This window comes from Burkholderia sp. WSM2232 (genome assembly GCF_000472545.1).
Classification (GTDB): Bacteria; Pseudomonadota; Gammaproteobacteria; order Burkholderiales; family Burkholderiaceae; genus Paraburkholderia.
Window position 1 is genome coordinate 24,993 of sequence record NZ_AWZV01000022.1, and the last position, 18,167, is coordinate 43,159.

Genomic DNA, 18,167 nt, shown 5'->3' on the forward strand with positions numbered 1-18,167 from the left:
GTTACATCCCGACCGCGACGCGCGTCAGCCCGTTGCGCTTCAAGTGACGGAAGCGCGCCAACGCCCACAGCGGGAAGAACTTGCGATAGCCGTGGTAACGCAGATAGAACACGCGCGGGAACCCGGTCGCCGTAAAGCGCGTTTCGTCCCACAGGCCGTGCTCGCGCTGTTCGCGCTGCAAATAGCCGATGCCGCGTGTGACCGCCTCGTTATTCACTTCGCCGGCCGCCATCAGGCCCAACAGCGCCCATGCGGTTTGCGAGGCGGTGCTCGGGGCACGCTCGTAGCCGCGATAGTCCAGCTTGTAGCTCTCGCCGCCCTCGCCCCAACCGCCGTCTTCGTTCTGAATCGACAGAAGCCATTGGACGGCGCGCCGGACGCGCGGATCGTCGTGCGGCATGCCAGCCGCGTTCAGCGAACAGAGCGCGGTCCACGTGCCGTAGATGTAGTTCAGGCCCCACCGACCGTACCAGCTGCCGTCCGGTTCCTGCTCCTTGAGCATGTAGTCGAGCGCGCGTTGCGCCGGTTCGCTGTTCTGCGGCAGTTCCCCGAGTTGCGCGAGCATCGACAGGCAACGGCCCGACACGTCCGCGGTCGGCGGATCGAGCAACGCGCCGTGGTCCGAGAACGGAATGTTGTTCAGGTAGTACTGCGTGTTTTCCGGTTCGAACGCGCCCCAGCCGCCGTCGCTGCTCTGCATGCCGACGACCCATTCGCGCGCCCGCGCAATCGCCTCGCGATCCACGTCCGACTGCGTGAGCGCCCCCGAACGATGCATCGCCATCGCGACCACCGCCGTATCGTCGACATCGGGGTAATACGCGTTGTTGTACTGGAATGCCCAGCCGCCCGGACGCACGTTCGGCCGGCGCGAAATCCAGTCGCCGCGCACGTCGAGAATCTGCAATGGACGCAACCACGCGAGTCCGCGTTCCGCCGCCTGCTCCGCGCGCAGCTCGCCCGTTTCGAGCAGCGCGTGCGCCGCGAGCGACGTGTCCCACACCGGCGACAGACACGGCTGGCAATACGCTTCGTCGTCCTTGATGACGAGCAGCTTTTCAATCGACTGGCGCGCGATAGCCCGGTTCGGATGATCGGCTGGATAGCCGAGCACGTCGTACATCATCACCGAGTTGGCCATAGCCGGGAAGATCGCGCCGAGGCCGTCTTCGCCGTTCAGCCGTTCGTCGACGAACGCCACCGCCTGCCGCACGGCGCGCTCGCGCGTGGCCTTCGGGAACAGCCCGTCGACCGCGCGCAGCACCGTGTCGACCACACGGAAAAAGCGGAACCAGCCGACGTGCTGATGCGGCGCACGCGCCGGCATGCCGGTATTCACCGGCGCGCCGCGGAACAGTTCGTCGATGCGCACGCGGCGCGGATTGCGCGCGAGCGGGCGCTTCGCGTTGAGCACGAGCAGCGGCACGATCACGGTGCGCGCCCAGTACGACACCTTCGACAGATGGAACGGGAACCACATGGGCAGCAACGTGATTTCCACCGGCATCATCGGCACGGCGCGCCACGACACCACGCCGAAAAGCGCGAGCAGAATGCGCGTAAAAACGTTCACGGCCTCCGCGCCGCCGTGCGCGAGTATCGCCTCGCGCGCGCGGACCATGTGCTCGGCATCCACCGGGTCGCCGATCATCTTCAGCGCAAAGTACGCCTTCACACTTGCGCTGACGTCGAGCGCGCCGTCGGTGAAAAGCGGCCAGCCGCCGTCCGGCAACTGGATACGCCGCAGGTAACGCGCGATCTTCCGCTCGAGTTCGAGGTTCGGCGCCTCGCCGAGGTAATGCACGAGGAGCACGTATTCGGCGGGAATCGTTGCGTCCGCTTCCAGTTCGTAGACCCAGTGGCCGTCCGCATTCTGCGCAGCGAGGATCGCGTCGGTCGCGCGCGTGATGGCGGCGTCGAGCGCGGGAGCAACCCCGGCGGAGGCGGCGGCGCTTGCCGTTGCGGTTGCCGTTGCAGGCGCGGTTGCGGTCGCAGTGCTCGCCGCAGCCGGCGCAGTCCCGTTTTCGCCGGCGTTTTCGGGCCCGGCGGCGGCCAGCACATGAGCTTGAGATAGGTCGTTCATCAGCGTTCCATCGGTTGATTCAGCAGCGTATCCGCGGCCTTCTGGCCGGAGCGGATCGCGCCTTCAATCGTCGCGGGCAGGCCGGTAGCCGTCCAGTCGCCCGCGAGCATCAGATTGTTCCAGCGAGTCCGCGTGCCGGGACGCAGCGTTTCCTGGTCCGGCAGCGCGGCGAATGTCGCGTTTCTGTCGATCACGACCTGGTAGGCCGGCATCGCCGCGGCGGGCAGATTGGCCGCCTGAGCGACCTCGGCCCATACGCGTGCGGCGAGATCTTCGGCCGGCGTGTCGATCAGTTCCTGAGCGCCGTAGACCGTCGCCGCAAGGCGTCCGTCGAACGCAAACAGCCATTGCGCCGTTCCGTTGACGAGGCCCGTAACCGGCGCGAGCTTGAACGGCGGCTCGATGCTGAAATGCACGCTGACGGTCGCGGCAAAGCGGGTCGGCGCACGCAGACCTGGAACGAGCGTCTGCGCGACGTCCGGCGAAACCGCGAGGATCACGGCATGGTTCCTGTCGAGCGCAATGCTGCCTGCCGCGAAATTCAGCGCCTCGACGCGGCTGGAAATTGCCTGAGCGTTGGCGTGAGCGTTGGCGTTGGCTCGTGCGTGCGCGGCATACACCATTTTCTCCAGCCGCGAATCCAGTTCGATAGTCGCGCCGCCATGCTGCAGCAGCCGCAACGCCGGGTCGACGAACGCGCTGCTCAGGCCGTGGCGCGCGACCAGCGTCCTGGTTGCCTGACCGCCCGAGATCAGCATCTCGCGCACCGCCGCCGCAGTCATTTCCGCCGACGCCTCGCGCGGCTCCACATTGAGCAGAGCGCGAAACAGCGGCGCGAGCAGGCGGTCCCACAGCGGGCCGTTGCTGCGCATGGTCTGGGCGACACTGCGGCCAGGCTTCGCGAAAAGCAGCGGCACCACGTTCAGATAATCGCTCGGGCCGGTGTTCGGCACGCGCATGTTCGGATCGAAGATCCACCACGGCAGGCGGCCAGGCGACATGCGCACGGTCCAGCGCGCGCGGCTGGCCAGGTCGACGAAAGGGAATTCCGGCAGCGCCGGTCCCGTCAGTTCGTCCGCAGAGCCGATCGCCCGCAGATAGTTCAGCGTGGCGGCATTGCCCGACATGATCAGGTGATTGCCGCTGTCGATCGTCGCGCCGAGTTTCGCGTCGTAAAACGAACGGCAACGGCCGCCGGCCTGCGCGGCCGCCTCGTGCAACACGACCCGCGCGCCGCGCCGCTGCAACTGCACCGCGGCGGCGAGGCCGGCGAGGCCCGCGCCGACCACATGTACGAGCCTCGACATCAGCTCAGAAAAGCGCGTAGCGCGCGACGATCCATAGCAAGCGCAGCTTCGGCTTACTGACCTTCGTGCGCGGAATGTCGAAGCCGCGCTCGAGCGTGCGCTCGAGCAGCACATGGTAGACGCCCGACATGATGCGCGGCGCGCGCACCTGGCTGCGCGGCTCGCGGTCCATGATCGCATCGGACGCCGCAAAGTGTTCGCGTGCGCGCGCGGCAAGCGTCGCACACACGCGCGGCAGCGAGGGGTCGTCGGCGATCTGCGCCGGGTTGGTGATCGCGATGCCTTCGCGCGCCAGCAGCTCGCGCGGCAGATAGCAACGGTTGATGCCGGCGTCTTCGTCGATGTCGCGCAGAATGTTCGTGAGCTGCAGCGCGCGGCCCAGATGGTGCGCCAGCAAACGGCCTGGCTCCTCCTGCATCCCGAATATTCTCACCGAAAGGCGGCCCGCTGCGCTCGCGACGCGGTCGCAATACAGGTCGAGCGTGGCTTCGTCGGGCGCGCAGATGTCGGCAGCCGCGTCCATCGCCATGCCGTCGATCATCGCGTGAAAATCTTCGCGCTGCAGATGGAACGTGTGAATGTGCCGCGTCAACGCGCGCAACGAAGCGCGCGGCGCGCCGGCATAGCACGCGTCGATGTCGGCGCGCCAGCGCTCCAGCGCGGCGGCACGGTCGGCGCGCGGCAAGTCGCTGTCGGCAATGTCGTCGACCGCGCGGCAGAAAGCGTAGACCTGATACATCGCGTCGCGTTGCGCGGCCGGCAGGATGCGCATTGCGAGATAGAACGAGCTGCCGGACGTGGCGGCAGCGGCGTCGATTTCAGTATCGTCCACGACAGGATTGGAAACAGCCAAGACGATCTCCGCAGGAGGGCGCCCGCTGAAAGGCGTTCAGTAATTGTTATGCCTCGCCGCAGGGCGGGCGGCCCGCGCGCGCGGACACGCGCGAAACAGACGGCTGGGATGCCGGAAACGGCGAAAAGTATATCAACGTTTGTGAGACGCCGCAGTTTCGCCCGCCCAAACGTGAACAAAGCGGTGGACAAAGCGGCCGACTCGGCGCGCCAGATCGCGCGCCGCCGCGCGTCTCAGGTCAGTGCGACGCAGCGGTTGCGCCCCTGGCGCTTGGCGCTGTAGAGCGCCGCGTCGGCCTCGTTGATCAACACATCGTAGGCGGGCAAGCCGGGCCGCGCCGCCGCGCCGCCCACACTCGCGGTTACCGGCACGCTGGTGCCCTGCACTTCCACCGGCGTATCCGCGATCGTGCAGCGGATTTTTTCGGCGACGCGCATCGCGTCTTCGAGCGGCGTGCATGGCAGCAACAGCGCGAACTCTTCGCCGCCGAAACGCCCGAAGGTGTCCTGCGCCCGCACGACGCCGGCCACGCGCTGCGCCATCGCGCGCAGCACCGTGTCGCCAACGCCGTGACCAAACTGGTCGTTGATCTTCTTGAAGTGGTCGAGATCGAACAGCAGCACCGACATATCGCCGCCATAGCGCTGCCAACGCGTGTATTCGTCGAGCAGCCGCGCCTCGAAATAGCGGCGGTTGGCAATGCCGGTGAGTCCGTCGCGGTCCGCGTACTCCTGCAGCTTGGCCACAGCCTCCTCGCGCTCGCGCTGCACGATGCTCACGTGCGTGACATCCGAGATCGTCACGCAAACGGCCACCACTTCGCGTTCGCGCGTAAGCGGCATGAAGGTGCAGTCCTGCTGCATGTAGTCCACGCCGCCGGTGATGGGCCGGTCGTGATCGAACTTGAACAGGTACGGGCGCTGCTCCCATGAGCTGAACGCAAAACTGCCGAGTTGAAACACGCTTTCAATCTTGCGCGACAACCACACGCGCGGCAGTTCCGGAAAATGCGTGAACAGCGATTTGCCGACCACCTGCTCCGCCGACAACCCGCTGTGGTCTTGCATGAAGCGATTCCACATGAGCACGTTCATGTCGCGGTCGAGCACGAAGATGCCAAAGCCGACCCGCTCCACCACCATATCGCTCAACGACTGCACGGGCGAACTCATAGGCTGGACAGCAGCGCGTCGAGCGCGTCGTTCATGTGGCGGATGGACTCTTCCGCCATCAGCATCACGAGGTGCGCGCGGAAGCTCTGATCTTCCAGCGTGAAATTGACCTCGACGAGCAGCGCGACTTCCCATTGCAGCACGCCGGGCTGGAATACTTCGTCGAGCGTGAGCGCGTCGCCGAGCAGGCCCGGCGCGGAGAACACCGGGGTACGGCCAAGCTGGTCCAGGATGCACGACACGCACGCACCGGTGAGCACGTTCGCGACGTCGAACATCAGTTCCTTCTGACTCACCGATTCGTATGCCGAGCGCGAGTAGGGATCGCTTACGAGCGCGCACAGGTCGTCCACGCTGTCGCTGCGGCAAATTACCAGCGCCTCGCCCTTGATGTCCGAACGAAAGCCCTGACGCACGGCGCTCACCGGGTCCTGGATGCCGGTCATTTCCCTCAGCGCCTGCGCTGCCTCGGTCACCGCTACCACCCTGACGCGCGGCACCGACAATTCGATGAACGAATCGAGCAGCCGCGCGAGACGCGTCGCGGCTTGGCCCATCGCCAGATTGGCGACCTCTTGCAGCGCGTCGCGCTGGTCTTCGTTGAGGACTGGCTCAGACATACAACCCGTACTCCTTGAGGATGGGCAGTACCGCCTCCGGCGTCACGGGTTTGGCGATGAACGCCGCGGCGCCAAGCGCGCGCACGCGCGCCTGCGCCATCGGCTGGATATCGGCCGAGACGACGATGACGAAGGTGTTCAGGTCCTCATGCTGCAACGCCTCGAGCACCTGGTAGCCGTTCATGTCAGGCATGGTGAGGTCGAGGAACATCACCGAGGCTTTCCCTTGACGATATAAAGCGAGCGCTTCGCGTCCGTTCGATGCGTAAGACACGTCCACGTCCCAATCCGGCGGCAATGCCTTGGTGAGCACCTTGCGGGCAAGCAACGAATCATCGGCGATCACGATAGGCAAAGGCATGGCGGTCTACAGACGGAATAAGCTCGTGCGGGTTAACGGCGGATAGCCCGAACTCTTTAGGGTGACGTGCGACGGCGCGCGTCGCGATGCGCGTGCGCCTGCTGGGAGGCGGCTTGCAGACAGGCGGGAATGAGGCGCGGCGAGGCGCGTTTGGCGCACGCCTTGCTCGCGCGGAAACGCGCGTACGTGCGGCGGACGACGGTTATGACCGGCATGTTGAGCCTACCCCGTATAGAATCGGCGCGGCTCGCTGGAACCTGGCTGATCCCCGTGCCGCGCGCGCGTGGTTTCCGCGAACGCCGGCACTCACGCGCGTACGCATGATCCGGTGCCCTCGCGGCGCGTGCGTTCGAACATGGCGGACGCACTTTTTGTCGTGGGATCGATTCTCAAAGCAATACCGCCGAAAAGCAATACGCGGTATTTTTCACCAGCTAACAATATCTTCCTGAGTTAGTCGCTTTAGGAAAACATACACGCTGCATAATTATAGTTTTTATACCGTTTATACTTTTGTGTACGTTTGCGCTTGCCAGTTTGTCACTGTTTTAAAAGGCTGATGAATTGCGCCCGAAAACTGCGAACACCAGCCATTACGGTAACTTCTACCGCCGTTCAGCGACTATGCTTCACGTATCATTCCTGTGTCTTTACGTTTTGAAAGGCCGAGCGTTTAACAATGACATCTGACCGGTTCGATCCGCACCGAGCGAGCCGCCTTTCCAACGACGGGCAGGGCGACGCGGTGTTTCCCAGCGTGCCGGAGCAGAACTTTCACGTGCGGCGCATGACGTTGATCGCGCTGCTGGTCGCCGCGATCGTGCTGCCGTGCCTTTACGTCGCGGCCATGGCGTTCAACGACATGCGCAGCCGCGAAGCCGACGCCACCGACATGACGCTGCGCACCGTGCGCATCGCCGAGGAACACGCGCTCAAAGTGTTCGACATGAACGAAACGCTCGACACGCGCATCGTCGATTTGACGGAAGGCCTCGACGACGCGAGCATACGCGCACGCGAGGCCGCCATTCACCAGAAAGTCCGCACCATGGGCGGCGGCTATCCGCAGGTCGCCGCGGTGTCCATTTTCGGCCGCGACGGCACCTTGCTCGTGAGCAGCCGGTTCTATCCGGCGCCGCCGGTGTCGATCGGCGACCGCGAAGACTTCGTCGGCCTGCGCGAAGGCCGCGACCTCGAACATGTGTCGAAAGTAATGTCGGGGCACGTCGCCGGCGAGCAGGTGTTCAATTCCGGCATCGAGCGGCGCGCGCCCGACGGCACGTTCGCCGGCGTGGTGTCGGTCGCGCTGCGCCCGAGCTATTTCGACGCGTTCTACCGCGAGCTGCTGGGCGGCAACGACGGCGTGCCGATGACCATGAGCCTCGTGCGCGCCGACGGCGCCGTCCTCGCTCACTACCCGCGCCGCCCGGGCGAACCCACCGCCGTCGCTGCCGACTCGCCGTTCGCCGGGGCCATGAAAGAGGGACGGCGCGCCGGCGTGACGCGCATGCGCTCGAATATCGACGGCGACAACATGATCGTCGCATTCCGGCATGTCGGCTCGTATCCGGTTTATGTGATGTGCGGCTATCGCGCGTCGGCTATGTGGGCCGCGTGGTATCGGCACCTTGCGGTGCTGGTTCTGTCGATATTCACGCCGTCCGTCGCCCTGTGGTGCGTGATCTGGCTTTCCTTGCGGCGGCTCGGCGCCGAGGAAGAAGCCTGGGAGCGCTGGCAGGCGGAAGCCTCCATGCGCCGGTCCATCGAATCGGCGTACCGTCAGTCGCGCAAGATGGAAGCGCTCGGCACGCTGGTGGGCAGCGTCGCGCACGACTTCAACAATCTCTTGATGATCCTTTCGGCGAACGTTCAGATTGCGCGCCGGCGCGGTGCGAGCGGATTGGATCGCGAGCTGTCCGCCATGGAGCGGGCGCTCAAGAGCGGGCAATCGCTCACCCGGCAGTTGCTGGGTGTCGCACGCAAGCAGCCGCTGCGCAACGAAACCGTCGCGCTCGAACGCTGGCTGCCGGCGTGCCGCGACCTGCTGCGCGCGTCGCTCGGGGCCAAGGTTTCGCTGGTTATCGATATCGGCGTCGGCCTCTGGCCGATGCGCGTGGACGTCGCCGAGCTTGAGCTCGCGCTCATCAACATCGCCGTGAACGCGCGCGACGCCATGCCCAACGGCGGACGTTTCACCGTGCGCGCGACCAACATCACGTTCCGTCACGAAGACGGCTTCCCGCTGACCGGCGAGTTCGTCCAGGTGTCGCTGGAGGACACCGGCGTCGGCATGGCGCCCGAGGTGCTCGCGCGCGCCTTCGAGCCGCTTTTCACGACCAAGGCAAAGGGCATGGGCACGGGGCTCGGTCTGCCGCAGGTGTTTGCCTTCTGTGAGCGCTCGGGCGGGCTGGCCGCGATCGACAGCGCCGTCGGCGCGGGCACCTCCGTGCGGCTCTATCTGCCGCGCGCGACGGAAGAGCCGGTAGTCGACGGGCCGGCCGAAACCGGCACCGAAGACCTTGACGCCTCGCACGGACTACGCGTGCTGCTTGTCGAGGACAACGAGGAAGTGGCCGCGGGCACCGAAGCACTGCTGCAGATGATGGGCCACCACGTCACGTGCGTGCCGAATGCGGACATGGCCTTGAGTCTGCTGGAGGATGCGCGCGCGCAACACACTCGCAGCGGCGAGCCGCTGCCGTTCGACGTCGTGCTGTCGGACATTCATATGCCGGGGGCGCTCAACGGCATTGACCTGGCGGAAGCCATCCGCGGGTTCGACATCAACCTGCCGGTCATTCTCGTGACCGGCTACGCGGAAGAGCTCGACCGCGCGCGGCAGGTCAATGTGCGGGTGCTGTCCAAGCCCTTCGACATCGCTCTGCTGGAAAGCCTTCTGGAGGGCATTCAGCGCGAACTCGCGCACAGCGGGCTGGATCCGGCGACGCATCAGGTGCTGTAGCGGGCGTTTCCGGCCCGGTTTGCCGTTTCTTTCGCCGTTTCTTTCGCCGTTTCGTTCGCCGTTTCGTTCGCCGTTACGCCCGATTGTAAAAATGCGCGGGCTGCTGCCCGTTGTGCGAGCCTTGGCAGCGGTTTTTAGCGCAAGCCCACGGCGGCGGGCGCCGTGCGCGCCGCATGTCCGGCATGAAGGTTGCGGCGCTGGTCGGGAATGGGGACGGCGCACCGCGCGCTGTCCTACCCCAAAGGGAGACAGCCATGCGACATACCGTGATTGGTCTATTCAACACCTATGCAGATGCCGAAGCCGCGCGCGATACGCTAGTGCAGACCGGTTTTGCTCGGGACGCCATCGATTTGCAGGCGAACGCCGAGCCCTCGGTCGGCTCGGCGACTGACGAAGTGGCCGGTTCCGGCGTGCTTGCCAATATCGAACGTTTTCTGTCGAGCCTGTTTGCAAGCGGCCCGCGCGCGCCGGAGACCGCCCGCTATACCGAAGCGGTGCGCCGTGGCGCGGTGCTCGTGGTGATCGACGCTGCCAGCGAATCGCACGCAGAACTCGCTCGCAACACGCTGACGCGGCTTGGCGCAACGGATATTGGCGAGCGCTCGGCCGACTGGAGCACGCACACGGCCACCGAAAGCGCGCGCGAGCATTCGTTGCTGGATGAGCTCGGAATCGGCACCGTAACCACAGCCGCGCCGCGTGGCGCAGAAAGCGGATTCGGCGAAGCTGCAGACCGCGACACGATGACGTCCGCGGGAACGGGAATGGGCGCGGCGATGGGCACCGGCGGGCCAGGCACAGCGACGTGGACGTCGCCTCCGGAGGCCACTGGGACCGGGACTGGAATTGGAACTGGCGCGGGTACGTCTGTGCCCGCCGGCACTGGCGCGGCGGCAATGACAACCGGAACGCCGGCAACGCCTGCCAGCAGCGTCAGCTCGCCTGCCGCTCCCGGCTCCGGCGCGGCCACGCACGCGGCCACGGCGGCGGATCCACTGTACACGGCGCCCCCGCGCAGCACCGACGCCGAACCGTTCGTGCCGCCGCCGATCAGCGAGCGTCCGGCCACCGATCCGCTGAACGAACCCATGCGTGATCCTCTAGCCGACGACGCCGGGCGCAGCGCCATTGCCGCTGGTTCGGCGCCGGGATCGGGCGCAGTCATGCAGCCATCGGAAGTGGTCTCCAGCGCCGCACATCCTACGTCGGGTTTGAGCGGACAGATTCCCAACGAATATCTCGAGTACGAGGAAGACTTTCGCACGCATTACGACGAGCAATATTCGGCTGACGACTCGCGTTACGAGGACTATGTGCCGGCTTACCGCTACGGTGCCGAGATCGGCCAGGACGTGCGTTATCGCGACAGGGCGTGGGACGACGTGGAACCGGAGGCGCGGCGTCACTGGGAATCGACGGCGGCGGACAACAGCACGTGGGAGCGCTTCAAGCTCGCCGTGCGTCATGGCTGGGAACGCGTGACGGGACATCATCACGTGTAGAAGCAGGAAGAGCTAGGCGGCGCGGCGGCGCGCCGGGAAACTTCGGGCGCGCCGCCGCATTCAACACCAGTTGAGATCGCGGACCGCCGTGGGCAAGGCCAACGGTTAGCCGCAAACGCTACAGGTCAACTCCAGGGCAACCTCAGGCAGCGGCATGCCGCTTGACCCACGCGACGTAGCGGTCGACAAAACCCTGCAAGAACTTGCGCGTGCCGTCGTTGAGAATCTCGCCTTTCTCGTTGATGACCGCCGGATCGTGCTTGATGAACACCTCTGGCTGGCCGAGCGTCGCGACGTCCAGATAGGCCAGCACATTGCGCAGATGCTGCTGCGCGAGCGCCGAGCCAGTCGCGCCCACCGAGGTGCCGATCACCGCGCCCGGCTTGTTGCCCCACGAATTCGCACCCCACGGACGCGAGCCCCAGTCGAGCGCGTTCTTCAGCACGCCGGGTATCGAGCGGTTGTATTCGGGCGTGACGAACAGCAGGCCGTCGGCGGCTTCCACGCGCTGTTTGAGCTGTCTGGCGGTCTCGGGGAAATCGGCGTCGTACTCCTGGCTGTAAAGGGGCAACGAACCGATATCGATGAACTCGAACGTGAGATCAGGCGGTGCGAGGGAAATGACCGCTTGGGCCAGCTGACGGTTGAACGACTCGCGGCGCAGGCTGCCGACGACGACTGCGATATGTAGGGCCATGATTCGCTTCCTCTGTATTAGGCGCTCTAGGCGCGAAGGGGTACGAACTGCCCATCATAAGCAAAAAGCGCAGTTGCGGTGCTCGCGGAAGGCAATCTCTCGGCCAAATGTCGGTCGCGCGGCGGTTTTCACCGGAGGCGGTGGATAAATTCCGGCCGCGCAAAAGTTATCCACAGATTTACTGAATAACCTTGTGGATAACTGGTACTTTTGCCTTGTCAATCAAGCCTGCCTTCGGCCTGTCCCGATTGGAGGCAACGGTAATTTGCTGGCGCCTGTCGTCCACCGCGGTTTGACACGCATAAACCGTCCAGATGTGGCAAGGGCGCCGCTACGGGCGCCCTTGTTGGCCGGCTAACGGCACCGATGGCCAGTTAGTTGCCGAAGAATACGTTGCAGTACGACGCGGGCCCGTTGCACTGCGAAGGCGCTGCGGCATGAGCGGCGCCCGAAGCGGCGGCGAACAGGGCGATGGAAGCGATCAGGGCAGAGAGAATGCGTTTCATGGTGCTACTCCTATTGAATGTGGCTGGCGATCCCGGTGATCGATGGCCGAAGAATAGCGATTCAGCGTTCCCCTAAAAACAGGCAAGACCGGAAGACTTCTTTTCACTTTCTGAAATGATCGGCAGGGCTTGAATGCCGACAAAAGACCTGCCCCGCTACTGGCGTGCCTTTGCGGGCCGGTGGTTGCGCGAATGCAACTACCGACGGTGCGTTTTCAAATCGCGCAATAATCCATTTCCGTCGGCATTACCTGGTGTCACTGGCACGCGTAAAAGTAAGGCGAATCTGTGTGAGCGGCACGCGGGGAAGGGCTACCTCGTCCTCTTGAAGAAAGGTGCCGTCTTACGCGTGAAGTGAAAGCCGTGCCCGCGGACTAGCGGGCACGGAAGGCGAGAAAGTGTCCGGGCGGACAACTCATGCCTGATTGTGCACAGCCGCTCCGTAACGAGCGGCGCTGCGATGTTTGGTGGGCCTCCCGTGAGTCGAACACGGCACCAACGGATTATGCTAACCAGCTACGGCTTTCGCCGCCCCTTTCGGGTTTGTGGTCTGGACTGTCTCTTGTCTTTACGACCTGCCCGTTCAGTCTCTACACGTTCTCTCTAAGAGAGCTTCGCTCGGGATTGCCACGCTGCGAAAACAGCAGAGGTTTCCCCGAATTTGAGCAGTTCTACCAGGGGGCAGAGCTAACTTACCCCAAGGCAACCCATTCATGACTCACCATGCCGAACTGCAGGGTTTAGGTGAGTCTTTGCTAAGTCCGCTGCTCTAACCAAGCATGAGCTAGAGGCCCCGAGAACTCGAAATTCTACCGTACGGAAGACGAACAACGAAAGGACCTTTGCAGTCCGCGCCTGTTCGCCGATTGGCCGCCATACTACACGAAAAAGGGGCCTCCGCAATCGCTTCACTGGTGTGAGACGACCGGGAGGCCCCTTGGGATCGGCTACTGGCAGACGCTAGTTCTTGCAGCGCTGCGAACCGCAACGAGCAGCGCGTCGATCAGTTGCCTTCAAGGAAAGACTTCAGCTTGTCCGAACGGCTCGGGTGACGCAGCTTGCGCAACGCCTTCGCCTCGATCTGACGGATCCGCTCACGCGTCACGTCGAACTGCTTGCCGACTTCTTCGAGCGTGTGATCGGTGCTCATTTCGATACCGAAGCGCATGCGCAGCACCTTCGCTTCGCGCGGCGTCAACGAATCGAGCACGTCCTTCACGACATCGCGCATGCTCGCGTGCAGCGCGGCGTCCGCCGGCGCGACAGTATTCGTGTCTTCGATGAAGTCGCCGAGATGCGAATCGTCGTCGTCGCCGATCGGCGTTTCCATGGAGATCGGCTCCTTCGCGATCTTCATGATCTTGCGGATCTTGTCTTCCGGCATTTCCATCTTCTCGGCCAGAGTTGCCGGATCCGGCTCGAGGCCGGTTTCCTGCAGGATCTGACGCGAGATGCGGTTCATCTTGTTGATCGTCTCGATCATGTGAACCGGAATACGGATCGTGCGCGCCTGGTCCGCAATCGAACGCGTAATGGCCTGGCGAATCCACCACGTGGCGTACGTGGAGAACTTGTAGCCCCGACGATATTCGAACTTGTCCACCGCCTTCATCAGGCCAATGTTGCCTTCCTGAATCAGGTCGAGGAACTGCAGACCCCGGTTCGTGTACTTCTTCGCAATCGAGATCACGAGACGCAAGTTCGCCTCGGTCATTTCGCGCTTGGCCTGCCGCGCCTTCAGTTCGCCCGCCGCCATCTGACGGTTGGTTTCCTTCAGGTCCTTCAGCGGCAGCACCACACGCGCCTGCAAATCCAGCAGACGCTGTTGCTGCTCGCGAATGGCAGGAATGTTGCGCGTGAGAATCGCGCTATACGAATGACCTTCGCTGACGATCTTGTCGGCCCATTCGAGGTCCGTTTCGCTGCCCGGGAAACGTGCGATGAATTCCGCACGCGGCATGCCGCACTTGTCGACCACCGTATGCAGAATCTGACGCTCGACCTGGCGCACCTCGTCCACCTGGGCGCGCAACGTGTCGCACAGCCGCTCGACAGTACGCGCGGTGAAGCGAATGGTCATCAGCTCGTTCTGGATGGTTTCCTGCGCCTTCAGGTAGGACTTGGACTTGTAGCCTTCCTTCTCGAACGCGCGGCGCATCTTGTCGAACCACTCGCTGATGAGGGCGAACTTTTCGAGCGACGCACGCTTGAGCGCTTCCATTTGCGCTGCGTTGGCCGTGGCCTGCGCCGTGCCGTCGTCTTCTTCCTCGTCGCCTTCTTCCTCTTCCTCTTCTTCCTCGTCCTCGCTCTCGATGGCTTCCGCCTCCTGCACCGAGAAGCCGTCCGCGTCTTCCGCGTCGGCGTCGATCAGGCCATCGACCAGTTCGTCGATGCGGATTTCCTCGTTGGCGACGCGCTCGGCCATGGCCAGAATGTCGGCAATCGTGGTCGGACAGGCCGAGATGGCCATCACCATGTGCTTCAGGCCGTCTTCGATCCGCTTCGCGATTTCGATTTCGCCTTCGCGCGTGAGCAACTCGACCGTGCCCATTTCACGCATGTACATGCGCACCGGGTCGGTCGTGCGGCCGAATTCGGAGTCGACTGTGGACAGCGCGACTTCGGCTTCCTCTTCTACTTCGTCGTCGGACGAAGCGGCGGGCGCGTTGTCGTTCAGCAGCAGCGTTTCCGCGTCGGGCGCCTGCTCGTACACAGCCACGCCCATGTCGTTGAACGTGCTGATAATGCCTTCGATCGCCTCGGTCTCTGTGAAATTGTCCGGCAGGTGATCGTTGATTTCGGCGTACGTGAGGAAGCCGCGCTCCTTGCCGAGCTTGATGAGCGCGCGCAATTTCGAGCGGCGCTCTTCGAGTTCCTCGACCGTGCCGGGCTGCGACGACGAAAACGCGTCTTTCAGCAGCGCCTTTTCCTTGGCGCGACGGTCGCGAGCCTTGGCCTTTTCCACTTTGCCGGAAGCGGCCACTGGGGTTTCTTCGCTCTGGGTTGCGTCGTCATCGACGGGTACTTCATTCAGCTTTTTCGTCATGGAGTTCGCCGTACCGGCTGTAGTCTCGACTCGCGGCTGGTGGACAACAGCCGGTTGAACCGTGGATACTGGAGTCTCGCGCACTGCCGCATCGTCCTGCGCGACAGCCGCTTCCCTTGCGCTTCTGACACCCGGCCGCCTCTCAGCCGGAGGTGGCACGGCTTGCGCCGACTTCGCCACCGCCTTTGCCACTCCTGTTGACTCCGCTCGCGCGGCCGAAGTGGTCGAGGACTTTCTCCCGGCAGCGGGTGTAACGCTGGCAGCAGACGCTTTCCGGGGGGAAGAAACTAGCTTGGCCGAAGTGACCTTTCCGGTCTGCTCCGTGGAGCGTGGGCCAGTTTTGCTCTTTCCACCTGTCGTCTTTGCCATCGCATCGCCTTTTCGCCTTTGCTAGGAAAACCCTTTGAAAAACAAACCGCTGGAAACCTTTAATTATACCACCCAGGTTTCTGCGCCTCCGCCTACAAGCCAAGCTGGCGCTTCATGTCAGCCCGCTTCCGGTTGAGCTCGGCGAGTTCCGCGAACTCCTCCGGCGTGTGCCGGGATTGCCGCGAAAGCTGCTCCAGACGGTCGCAATAAGCGTCGTAACGCATCTTGAAAATCGCCGCTTTCAATTCCTCTCCGACAATCCTTTCCTGCTCGCGCCGCTCCTCGATGACGGTCGCATCTTCCGGGTCCTTCAGCAACAAATCCCGGACATTTTCATCATAGTCCAGAATTTTGCGAAAGATTTCCTCGAAAGTTGGGGCGTTTGCCCCGTTTCGCAATAGGTCGGAGAGCAACTGGAACTCCGCCGAATCGCCAAGTGCGCGCGCGTGTGTCGTCACTTCCTCGAACAGTTCGCCGTGCCGCGTCACGGTGAGGAGCGCCTGCTCGGCCTCCTCGTCGAGCACGGCGACGGTGCGCGGATACATCACAAGATTGCGCAACGTCTTTTCTTCGATGCCCGTCACGCTGCGCCGGTCCTTACGCGCGGGCGCCGAGCGCGCGGCCGCCGCGATGCGCGAATCGACCTCGCAGAGCGCGGCCACCTCGTCGAACGGCACGTCGAGCCGGTCGGCGAACATATGCATGATCTGCGCGCGCAGCGCGTTGGCGGGCAGCGCCTGCAACAGCGGCTTCGCGTCGAAGAGCGCGCGCGCCTTGCCTTCCGGCTGGTCGAGTTCCTTGCCGGCAAGCACTTCGTTGAGCATGAACTGTGACAGCGGCATGGCCCGTTCGACCTGCTCGGCGAACGCCGCAGTGCCGAACTCGCGCACGTAGCTGTCCGGGTCGTGCTCCGCGGGCAGGAACAGGAAGCGGATGGTCCGGTTGTCCGCCGCGTGCGGCAGACAGGCGTCCAGGGCGCGGCGCGCCGCGCGCCGGCCGGCTGAGTCGCCGTCGAAACTGAAGATGACCGTGTCGGTCTGGCGCATCAGTTTCTGCACATGCACCGGCGTGCAGGCCGTGCCGAGCGTGGCGACAGCGTTCTGAAAGCCCAACTGGGCCAGTGCGACCACATCCATATAGCCTTCGACGACCAGCACGTAATGCTGTTCCCGAATCGCGAGGCGCGCCTCGAAGAGGCCGTAAAGCTCGCTGCCCTTGTTAAATAGCGGCGTTTCCGGCGAATTCAAATACTTGGGCTCGCCGCCGTCGAGCACACGGCCGCCGAAGCCGATCACCTGCCCCTTCACATTACGTATGGGGAACATGATCCGCTCGCGAAAGCGGTCGTAGCGGCGGTTCTGACCCTGAGCGTCCGATTTTTCGCTGACGATCACGAGACCGGATCCGACCAGTGCGTCGTCGCGATAGTTCGGGAAAGCGGCTTCGAGGTTTTGCCAGCCGTCCGGTGCATAGCCGAGCCCGAAGCGCGCAGCAATTTCGCCGGTCAAGCCGCGCTTTTTCAGATACTGGATGGCCGCTGGCGCGCCGCGCAGTTGCTTGCGGTAGTAGTCGCAGGCTGTCTGCATGACGTCGGAAAGCGCGGTGGTGACAGCCTTGGAAGCCGCGGGCGAGTAGCCGCCGCCCGACGCGCCCCCGCCGCCATAGCCGGGCGAGGGTTCATTCGGCACCGTCAGGCCGACGGACTGCGCGAGCTCGTTGACGGCCTCGGGAAACGAGGCGCCCACGTGCTCCATCAGGAAACCGATTGCCGTTCCATGCGCGCCGCAGCCGAAGCAGTGATAGAACTGCTTGGTAGGGCTCACCGTAAACGACGGGCTTTTCTCGTTATGGAACGGACACAGTCCCATGAAGTTCGCGCCGCCCTTTTTCAACTGCACATACCGACCCACCACGTCGACGATATCGACGCGGTTGAGCAGGTCCTGCAGGAATGACGGAGGAATCACGGTGAATGGCGCTGCCGGAAGGAATCAATAAAGCTCAATACGACTCGGTGGGCTCAACGGCCTCAACGAGGCTTGACGACGTTCGATGCTCGGGGCACGAGCCTGCGCGCCGCGCCCTGCCGTCTGCGGCGGGCACGCGCATCGCAAGGCGCGCACAATCACCCGAGCACACGCGTTACTTCGCCAGCGCTGCCTTGACCTGAGCGGAAACCGCCGTCATGTCCGCACGGCCGGCGAGCTTCGGCTTCAGCACGCCCATCACCTTGCCCATGTCCTGCGGACCGGCGGCACCGGTTTGCGCGACCGCGGCCTGCACTTCGGCAACGATTTCCGCGTCCGTCATCTGCTCGGGCATATACGCGGCGAGAATGGCCAGCTCGGCCTTTTCCTTGTCGGCCAGGTCCGTGCGGCCTGCGCTTTCGAACTGACTAATCGAGTCCTTGCGCTGCTTGATCATCTTGTCGACGACAGCGGTAACCGCAGCGTCGTCGAGAGTCACGCGCTCGTCCACTTCGCGTTGCTTGATCGCGGCGAGCAGCAGCCGGATCGTGCCAAGACGCTCAGTCTCACGTGCCCGCATGGCGGCTTTCATATCGTCGTTGATCCGGTCTTTGAGGCTCATCACTCACCCTGAATGCGTTGAAAATTGAGAACCGGCCGCGTCGGCCACGCAAGAGTACGCGCATGAACACGAACACCCGCTTGGGACGGCTTCCTCA

General features: G+C 63.9%; 13 protein-coding genes. 2 read left to right on the forward strand and 11 right to left on the reverse strand.

What is annotated here, in order from left to right:
• Position 1: 1 nt before the first annotated feature.
• The 6 genes from shc to F757_RS0120380 form a co-directional block, all read right to left on the reverse strand.
• Positions 2-2,083 carry a squalene--hopene cyclase gene (shc, locus tag F757_RS0120355; RefSeq protein WP_027213004.1) on the reverse strand — a complete coding sequence of 694 codons (2,082 nt, stop codon included), beginning with the start codon at positions 2,081-2,083 and terminating at the stop codon, positions 2-4.
• Entirely contained in the window at positions 2,083-3,390 is a 1,308-nt protein-coding gene (hpnE, locus tag F757_RS0120360; protein ID WP_027213005.1) for a hydroxysqualene dehydroxylase HpnE, read from the reverse strand. The genes shc and hpnE overlap by 1 nt, the downstream gene beginning before the upstream one ends.
• 4 nt (positions 3,391-3,394) lie before the next feature.
• Positions 3,395-4,243 (reverse strand): presqualene diphosphate synthase HpnD, encoded by an 849-nt coding sequence (gene hpnD, locus F757_RS0120365; RefSeq protein ID WP_027213006.1) that lies wholly within the window; start codon positions 4,241-4,243, stop codon positions 3,395-3,397.
• A 233-nt stretch (positions 4,244-4,476) separates the two neighbouring features.
• The gene (locus tag F757_RS0120370) at positions 4,477-5,415 is read right to left on the reverse strand and encodes a sensor domain-containing diguanylate cyclase (protein WP_027213007.1); all 939 of its coding nucleotides are present in this window, start codon (positions 5,413-5,415) and stop codon (positions 4,477-4,479) included.
• Complete coding sequence (locus tag F757_RS0120375; RefSeq protein WP_027213008.1) at positions 5,412-6,035, reverse strand: chemotaxis protein CheC; 624 nt, start codon at positions 6,033-6,035, stop codon at positions 5,412-5,414. The genes F757_RS0120370 and F757_RS0120375 overlap by 4 nt, the downstream gene beginning before the upstream one ends.
• Complete coding sequence (locus tag F757_RS0120380) at positions 6,028-6,396, reverse strand: response regulator (RefSeq protein WP_027213009.1); 369 nt, start codon at positions 6,394-6,396, stop codon at positions 6,028-6,030. The genes F757_RS0120375 and F757_RS0120380 overlap by 8 nt, the downstream gene beginning before the upstream one ends.
• Positions 6,397-7,075: 679 nt before the next feature.
• Here F757_RS0120380 and F757_RS0120390 point away from each other — a divergent pair.
• Positions 7,076-9,358 (forward strand): hybrid sensor histidine kinase/response regulator, encoded by a 2,283-nt coding sequence (locus F757_RS0120390; protein ID WP_027213010.1) that lies wholly within the window; start codon positions 7,076-7,078, stop codon positions 9,356-9,358.
• 254 nt (positions 9,359-9,612) lie between these two features.
• Positions 9,613-10,863 (forward strand): hypothetical protein, encoded by a 1,251-nt coding sequence (locus tag F757_RS0120395; RefSeq protein WP_027213011.1) that lies wholly within the window; start codon positions 9,613-9,615, stop codon positions 10,861-10,863.
• A 142-nt stretch (positions 10,864-11,005) separates the two neighbouring features.
• Here F757_RS0120395 and F757_RS0120400 read toward each other — a convergent pair whose 3' ends face one another.
• The 5 genes from F757_RS0120400 to F757_RS0120420 all read right to left on the reverse strand — a co-directional run bounded on the left by F757_RS0120400 (position 11,006) and on the right by F757_RS0120420 (position 18,070).
• Positions 11,006-11,560, reverse strand: a complete 555-nt coding sequence (locus F757_RS0120400) for an NADPH-dependent FMN reductase (RefSeq protein WP_027213012.1) — start codon at positions 11,558-11,560, stop codon at positions 11,006-11,008.
• A gap of 374 nt (positions 11,561-11,934) precedes the next feature.
• On the reverse strand, positions 11,935-12,066 hold the full coding sequence (locus F757_RS36855; protein ID WP_269660386.1) for a hypothetical protein: 132 nt from the start codon (positions 12,064-12,066) through the stop codon (positions 11,935-11,937).
• Between the two features lie 1,003 nt (positions 12,067-13,069).
• Positions 13,070-15,481, reverse strand: coding sequence for an RNA polymerase sigma factor RpoD (rpoD, locus tag F757_RS0120410; protein ID WP_084530979.1), 2,412 nt, complete (start codon positions 15,479-15,481; stop codon positions 13,070-13,072).
• A gap of 92 nt (positions 15,482-15,573) precedes the next feature.
• The gene (gene dnaG / locus F757_RS0120415; RefSeq protein WP_027213014.1) at positions 15,574-17,448 is read right to left on the reverse strand and encodes a DNA primase; all 1,875 of its coding nucleotides are present in this window, start codon (positions 17,446-17,448) and stop codon (positions 15,574-15,576) included.
• 175 nt (positions 17,449-17,623) lie between these two features.
• Positions 17,624-18,070 (reverse strand): GatB/YqeY domain-containing protein, encoded by a 447-nt coding sequence (locus F757_RS0120420; protein ID WP_013342000.1) that lies wholly within the window; start codon positions 18,068-18,070, stop codon positions 17,624-17,626.
• Positions 18,071-18,167: the final 97 nt, after the last annotated feature.